The following is a 6,617-nucleotide window of genomic DNA, read 5'->3' on the forward strand; positions in this document are numbered from 1 at the left end:
GACATGACCGTAAATATTCTTTTTTCAGCACAGGACGACCTGTGGGGTGCCTATAAAGACGAACTGCCCGCAGCGCTGTCGGCGCAAGGTGTCACTGCACAGATCAACCCTGACATGCCCGCAGCGCAAACCGATTACATCGTTTATGCCCCCAACCCTGCACTAACAAATTTTGCCCCCTTCACCCGTACAAAAGCGGTGCTCAGCCTTTGGGCCGGCGTCGAAACCATCGTCGGCAACGCCACTCTGACGCAACCTTTGTGCCGTATGGTGGACGAGGGATTAGAGCTTGGCATGACCGAATGGGTGGTGGGGCATGTGATGCGTCACCATCTGGGGATGGATCGTTACATTCACGGGCTGAAAGGCCTGTGGGATCAAACCACACCGCCGCTGGCGCGCGACAGGCGCGTCACTGTTTTGGGGCTGGGGATGCTCGGTGGTGCTGCGGCCACGGCTCTGGCCTCACTCGGTTTTAACGTCACAGGCTGGTCACGCAGCCCTAAAGACATCAAGGGTGTCACCTGTTTACATGGTGTTAATGGGTTGAAACACGCCCTTCAGAGTGCTGAGATCTGCGTGCTGTTGTTGCCCAATACAATTGAGACAGAAAACACGTTGAACGCTGAAACTTTGGCGCTGATGCCGCGCGGCGCTGTCATTCTGAACCCCGGGCGCGGGGTTTTAATTGATGATAGCGCCTTGCTTGCAAGCCTTGAAAGCGGCCAAATTGGCCACGCCACATTAGATGTGTTTCGCATCGAGCCCTTGCCTGAAACACATGTGTTTTGGCAGCACCCGAACATCACGGTGACTCCGCATATCGCGGCAGATACGCGACCCAAGTCAGCGTCTCAGGTGATTGCAGAGAATATCAAACGATCTGAAACGGGCCAGCCATTGTTGCATCTTGTGGATCGCACAGCGGGTTATTAACACGCGGGCAAACCATCTCGAAACTCGACATTAACGCAAGATAGGTGGCTTGTTTGGGTCCATTCCGGGCGCAGATGGCCCTGTCGATTGCGGCTCTGGCTGTGGCAGATCAAAGCGCAACCCATGGCGTGCAAGGGCCGCACAAAGTGGATCGCTGGGGGCAAAAAACGCAACATCCAAAGCGCCCGCCTCAATACCTGAAAACGTCAAAGCCTCGGCCACCAATTGCGCCAACGCGCCTTCTGAGCCGGGCATGTGATCTACATAGGCCAAAAGATGGGTTTTCGTGCCACCTTCATAAGTTACGCCCGCCAAATAAGCGACACGCGCCAAACCACCCGCAATCGCCAGTTTTGTATCAAGCGCTGTGACCAGAGTTTCAGGCAGACCATGCGGTGGGGTGATTTCTTCCGGTTTGGCTTCGGCCTCGCTCGGGGCGTGGGCCAGCGTGTTTTTAAGCCAATCCATCGCCTCAGGCGGCAAAAGCATCTCAGACGGAGCGACGGTCAAATTCAATCCAAGGCCGATACCCTGCCCCGCCAACATATCGGCCAAAACCCGTCCCGACAGTGCGGCATAGGGCGCTTCCCCTGCGAATTCTGCCAAGCGTTCCTCGCGGTCAAACACCAAAACATAGCTTTGGTCTTCGACGGGAAACACACGTGGCTCAATCGGGCCGTCGCCAATGGGTTCGGCATCCAACAACAAAAACAACTCGCAATCGGCCAGCCGTTCAAAGAACCGCAATCGCAACGTGTCGTCGTTTTGGGCAGCCTCCATCGCAGCGTGGGCCACATCGATAGGCGTGAGATCGGGCGTGGATTGGTCGGTCATACAGGCTCCTCTACCGACATGGATCTAGCCCATCACAACATAGGCCCAAACGGATCGGTTTGTTCGGTACAACCCGTATTGTTCTCAGGCCGAGGAGGCAAGCAAAACTGCATTCATGTCGGCCGCGCAGATTCTATTGCTTAGATCACACCAAAAGGCTCCGGACGATCTGCGCCCATTCACAACAGTCGCGTTTGCGATTATTTTGACAAATTGTATCCTTTACAGACACATTACCCTGTAATCACACTGTGATTCTTCGGAATTGTTTCCCGATCGGTGTCTAATTAACGCAAGTAGTGTCAAATTACCGCAAGTTTACCCGTTTTATGACAATGAATGTTGTTCTGATGTGGATTAACCGCCTTTTGCGCGACATAATATGAACAAATTGAGTGCGTAAGACTCTCTTTAAGAAAAGTCCGTTAAGGATAAATGAGCAAAGAAGTTTCGAGGCGTAACGATGCTCGAGTTTGACAATGTAAGTAAGTCCTTTTGGACAGGCACACAGCGAAAGGTGATCCTTGATCGGGCTTCCTTTCGGGTAGAGCTTGGCAATTCTCTTGGCATTTTGGCCCCCAATGGCACGGGCAAAACCACGATCATCAACATGATGAGCGGGTTGGAAAAACCTGACGAGGGCGATATTCGCCGCGGCTGTCGCATTTCCTTTCCTTTGGGGTTCATGGGCGGGCTAATCGGCAAACATACAGGGCGCGAAAACGTCCGTTTCATTGCACAACTCTATGATCTTGACCCCGATTACGTCGAAGCCTTTTGCAGATGGCTATGTGACATAAACGAATACTTCGATATGCCAGTGGGCACCTATTCCTCCGGTATGCGCTCGCGCCTGTCTTTCGCGCTGCTTTTGGCGCTCGATTTTGACATTTACCTGATCGACGAAGGCATGCCCTCGACCGCGGATGTCAATTTCAACCGCAAAGCTGGCGCAATCTTGCGCGAGAGGCTAGAGAAAGCCACAATCATTGTGGTGTCTCACCAAGCCTCCACTTTAGAAAAATTCTGTCGATCTGCTGCAGTCCTACGCAAAGGTAAACTGCATATGTTCGACACATTAGAAGAGGCAAAAGTGCTCTATGACTACGAAGCCTAAAGCCCAAAAGTTTCGCGTCCGCAGATCTCCGCGCGCAGTAAACATGTCTGAAGCAGCTGCACGCGTCAACGCGCCACAAGCTCCCGCAGCGGCACCAGCCAATGTATCGACGCAACAGCCAGCTGCGCAAGCGGCGCCCTCCTCCGCGTCTCGTGCACCTGTCGATGACTCGCGACTGTTTGATAACGGTGGCAATGACGACGGTTTTGGCAACGTCCCATTTCCGGGTGCTGCTGCCGCACAACCACGCCCTGCGGCCACACAGCGTCGCACATCCCGCGGTGCGATTTCGGACGCTTTGGCCTCTAACGCACAAGACCCTGCATCCTCCACCGTGGCCACTGGCGATGTCACACCTGCCGATGAAATATCCATCGATCAAGACATCGATACGATTAAACGCGAGGGCCTGACGGGGCGCCAATTGCGCATGGCGCGTCGCGTCGCGCAAAAGCATGGCCTCGCACCGACATCCGATTTCGATGCCGTGCGGTTGCTGCGCCAAAAAGGGATTGATCCCTTCCAACGCTCGGCCATGCTCGACATGGTCACCACCGAAGATGACGCTAATCTTCCCGCGACCACCGGCAACAAGCTGCCTAAAACCATCGAAACCGCCGCCATGCCCTCCGCTGACGTGATGGAACGATTGTCGCGCGAAAGCGAAATTTCACAAATTCAGCTCGACATTGCAAAACGACGTCGCCGTAAAACGATGCTGCTTGTCTCTCGCCTGGCTGTGTTTGTCGGCATTCCTACATTTTTGTCCGCAGTCTATTTCTACACGATCGCCACGCCGATGTACGCCACGAAATCAGCCTTTGTGATTCAACAAGCCGATTCTGCTTCGGCTGGCGCTGGCGGTCTTTTTTCAGGATCACCCTTAGGCGGGTCGCAAGATTCCATTGCCGTTCAGGATTACCTTGAAAGCCGTGACGCCATGCTGCGTCTTGATGCCGACGTTGGGTTTAAAAGTCATTTCGCCTCAGAAGCCATCGATTCCATTCAGCGCCTGCCCGAGAACCCGACCAATGAGAAAGCCTATAAGGTCTACTCAAAACGCGTCAGCATTGGCTACGATCCGACCGAAGGTTTGCTGAAAATGGAAGTGGTCGCAGCAGACCCGAACGTGTCGAAGCAGTTCAGTGACGCCTTGATCAAATACGCAGAGGAGCGGGTGGACAACCTCACCCAGCGCAAGCGCGAAGACCAAATGAAGGGGGCGCGCGAAAGCTTGGAAGACGCCGAACTCAAAATGGATGAAGCGCAAGAAAGCGTTGTGCTCTTGCAAGAACAACTGGGCATCATTTCACCAGAGGCCGAAACCGGCGCACTGATGGGGCAGATTTCGACGTTTGAAACCCAGCTACAACAAAAGCAATTGCAACTGCAGCAACTTTTGGACAATGAGCGCCCCAACCAAGCCCGTGTTGAAGGCGTCAGAGGCGATATTGGCCGTCTGGAAGGCACCGTGGCCAATCTGCGCGCCCAGATGACTGAGGCGACAGGGTCGTCAAGCTCTTTGGCCCGTATCTCGGCTGAGTTGCGCATGGCAGAAGTTGATCTTCAAACCCGCCAAATGATGGCACAACAAGCCATTCAATCGCTCGAGGTGGCCCGTATCGAAGCCAACAGACAAACACGTTACCTGTCGCTAAGCTCTAGCCCTGTGGCGCCAGATGAGCCCACCTATCCGCGCAAGTTTGAAAACACCATTCTGGCGTTCTTGCTGTTCTCAGGCATCTATCTGCTGGCCTCTCTCACAGCTGCGGTGCTGCGTGAACAGGTTTCGGCGTAAATCTAACACATCTTGAAAATAGACACATAAGGGCGCCCATCGTTGCGTCCTTATTTATGGGGTACTGTTTTGTATAAGATGTAGTTTTGTCGACGGATTTATATAAAGCCTCCATTAGGCATACACGATCTACACATTCCAACCTCCCCTCTTCCCTTTCCGAATTCGGAGCGTTTGGTTCGCCAAGGCCGCACAAAGCCGGTTCCATCACGACCTTTCAAAATTTTCTTATTCGAGTTTCCAAATTTATGCAAAAAGGGGTTGCACAGCCCGCAACGACAGACTAATCAACGCTCCAAGTTGGGGTGTAGCCAAGTGGTAAGGCAACGCTTTTTGGTAGCGTGTACCGTAGGTTCGAATCCTACCACCCCAGCCAATCTTTCTAATTGTGATGTTCGGTCAAAATTGGAACCTAACCGGTCCAACTTGAAACCTTGACCAGGCAAGACTGGAGTCTGGGGCCAGAAAAGCCATCCTTGATTGATTACATGGTTCCTGCCGCGCTGACGTGAAATTCTAATAATCTACACGCTCTGATCCCGAGCACCGCCCGCTCAGCGCAAATTGCGCAGGCTTACGACAATCACATACCTCAATCGCACTGAGCCCTTTAGGCAACCGATTGAGCCTGCGGAGGCGCTCTCACACCGCATGGATCGCTAAGTCTATCTTTGATGCGTCACTCACGGCCCAAACCGGACCTTGGTGCATTACGCAGCTAACGGCAGGTTCGAGCCCTGAGTAGACCGATGCTGCGGAGTGCAGGAATGTCCGATTTCGGAGAGCTGACAAGATTTCTCGGAAATTCCGGCCCTTAGGTGCCATTCGAAGCAGTGGTTCGCGCCGCGGCGCAGCTTTACCGAACAAGTCGTTCGTTCCACTCGCATCATTGCCGCGACCGATGTTTCTGCAATTGCCGCAATCGCCCAGCCTTCAGGCTTTTGAGCACTAGGATATGCTGCGTGCTAAGCATGGACGATACGCTTTCTAAACTATCCCCTCATTTCAGTTCTGGCGCGGTACGCATTTCTAATGCAACCTACATTTATATTTTATTACAGGGGGCGCTCATGCCTATTTACATAAGAGATTCTATTAGCTTGGGTCCTTTCAGGATTAACCTTTCCAAATCAGGTCTAGGTATTTCTGCAGGCGTTAAAGGATTTAGGGTCGGGACTGGACCACGAGGCCATTATATCCACGCGGGCAAAAATGGCGTTTATTACAGAAAAACGCTTGGCGGTATTGGCCGAAAATCGAGTGCTGGGTCCTCCCATGTGGAGGCTAATTATGCCTCAGAGGTTGCTAAGATCGCTCCTAGCGAAAAGCTACCGACCTACATGACTGAGGATGGCGTACTAATGCGGCGCATCGTTTCGGCCGAGGCTGACGTCCTTATTTCAGAGAGCCATTCAGAGGCCCTAAGAAGCCTGAATGAGGCGAGGGAACGCCCTTCGTATGCACTCATGTTTTGCATCGCTGCGGCGATCGGTCTTGCCTTTTCCTTCTCCACGCAAAACCCAGCTATCATCAGCCTTTTCGCCATCCTCTTTGTCGTGACCTACTTGATTGGAAACATGATGGATGTACCTAGGCGAAACGTTATTTTCGCCTATAGTCTCGAGCCTGAGGCGGAGGACCGGTACAAGGTGCTCGTCGACGCCATCGATCAGATCGCAAACGCTCGCAATGTCTGACGTCAGCACCCGTGGGACAGATTTGAGGATTTGAATAACGGAGGATTTCTGGTTCATCTTATCGATTAGGAGATCGAGATGACGAAGAAGCCCCAGACATCAAAAGACGCCGCCGACAAGGTGGTTAAGAACATCCGCCGCAAGACGCGGCAAACCTATTCAGCTGAAGAGAAAATCCGCATCGTCTTGGCGGGCCTGCGTGGCGAGGAAAGCATCTCGGTGCTATGCCGTCGCG

5 protein-coding genes, 1 tRNA gene and 1 pseudogene are annotated in these 6,617 nt (G+C 53.1%); 6 read left to right on the forward strand and 1 reads right to left on the reverse strand.

All coding sequences use genetic code 11. The features are described from left to right. Window positions 1-3: 3 nt before the first annotated feature. The gene (locus KO497_RS08930) at window positions 4-936 is read left to right on the forward strand and encodes a 2-hydroxyacid dehydrogenase (RefSeq protein WP_215943628.1); all 933 of its coding nucleotides are present in this window, start codon (window positions 4-6) and stop codon (window positions 934-936) included. Between the two features lie 30 nt (window positions 937-966). Here KO497_RS08930 and KO497_RS08935 read toward each other — a convergent pair whose 3' ends face one another. After that, on the reverse strand, window positions 967-1,770 hold the full coding sequence (locus tag KO497_RS08935) for an SseB family protein (protein WP_215943629.1): 804 nt from the start codon (window positions 1,768-1,770) through the stop codon (window positions 967-969). Between the two features lie 463 nt (window positions 1,771-2,233). Between KO497_RS08935 and KO497_RS08940 the strand changes: the two genes are divergently transcribed. The 5 genes and pseudogenes from KO497_RS08940 to KO497_RS08960 form a co-directional block, all read left to right on the forward strand. Beyond that, window positions 2,234-2,887, forward strand: a complete 654-nt coding sequence (locus KO497_RS08940) for an ABC transporter ATP-binding protein (RefSeq protein ID WP_215943630.1) — start codon at window positions 2,234-2,236, stop codon at window positions 2,885-2,887. A gap of 43 nt (window positions 2,888-2,930) precedes the next feature. After that, window positions 2,931-4,685: a capsule biosynthesis protein gene (locus KO497_RS08945; RefSeq protein WP_252729587.1), complete on the forward strand. Its 1,755-nt coding sequence runs from the start codon at window positions 2,931-2,933 to the stop codon at window positions 4,683-4,685. Between the two features lie 301 nt (window positions 4,686-4,986). Further along, window positions 4,987-5,061: transfer RNA gene (locus KO497_RS08950), tRNA-Gln, on the forward strand. Window positions 5,062-5,656: 595 nt separating this feature from the next. Beyond that, a complete protein-coding gene (locus tag KO497_RS08955; protein WP_215943632.1) occupies window positions 5,657-6,382 on the forward strand; it encodes a DUF4236 domain-containing protein in 726 nt (241 codons plus the stop codon). Window positions 6,383-6,460: 78 nt separating this feature from the next. Beyond that, a pseudogene (locus tag KO497_RS08960) lies at window positions 6,461-6,617 on the forward strand (IS3 family transposase); the annotation flags it as partial.

Origin of the sequence: Pacificibacter marinus (assembly GCF_018860665.1) — a bacterium.
Taxonomy (GTDB): domain Bacteria; phylum Pseudomonadota; class Alphaproteobacteria; order Rhodobacterales; family Rhodobacteraceae; genus Celeribacter; species Celeribacter marinus_A.

Bases quoted from the DNA above. Each gene is read 5' to 3' on its own strand.
- KO497_RS08935 (WP_215943629.1), bottom strand. From the start codon at position 1,770: ATGACCGACCAATCCACGCCCGATCTCACGCCTATCGATGTGGCCCAC.
- KO497_RS08930 (WP_215943628.1), top strand. From the start codon at position 4: ATGACCGTAAATATTCTTTTTTCAGCACAGGACGACCTGTGGGGTGCC.
- KO497_RS08955 (WP_215943632.1), top strand. From the start codon at position 5,657: ATGGACGATACGCTTTCTAAACTATCCCCTCATTTCAGTTCTGGCGCG.
- KO497_RS08940 (WP_215943630.1), top strand. From the start codon at position 2,234: ATGCTCGAGTTTGACAATGTAAGTAAGTCCTTTTGGACAGGCACACAG.
- KO497_RS08945 (WP_252729587.1), top strand. From the start codon at position 2,931: ATGTCTGAAGCAGCTGCACGCGTCAACGCGCCACAAGCTCCCGCAGCG.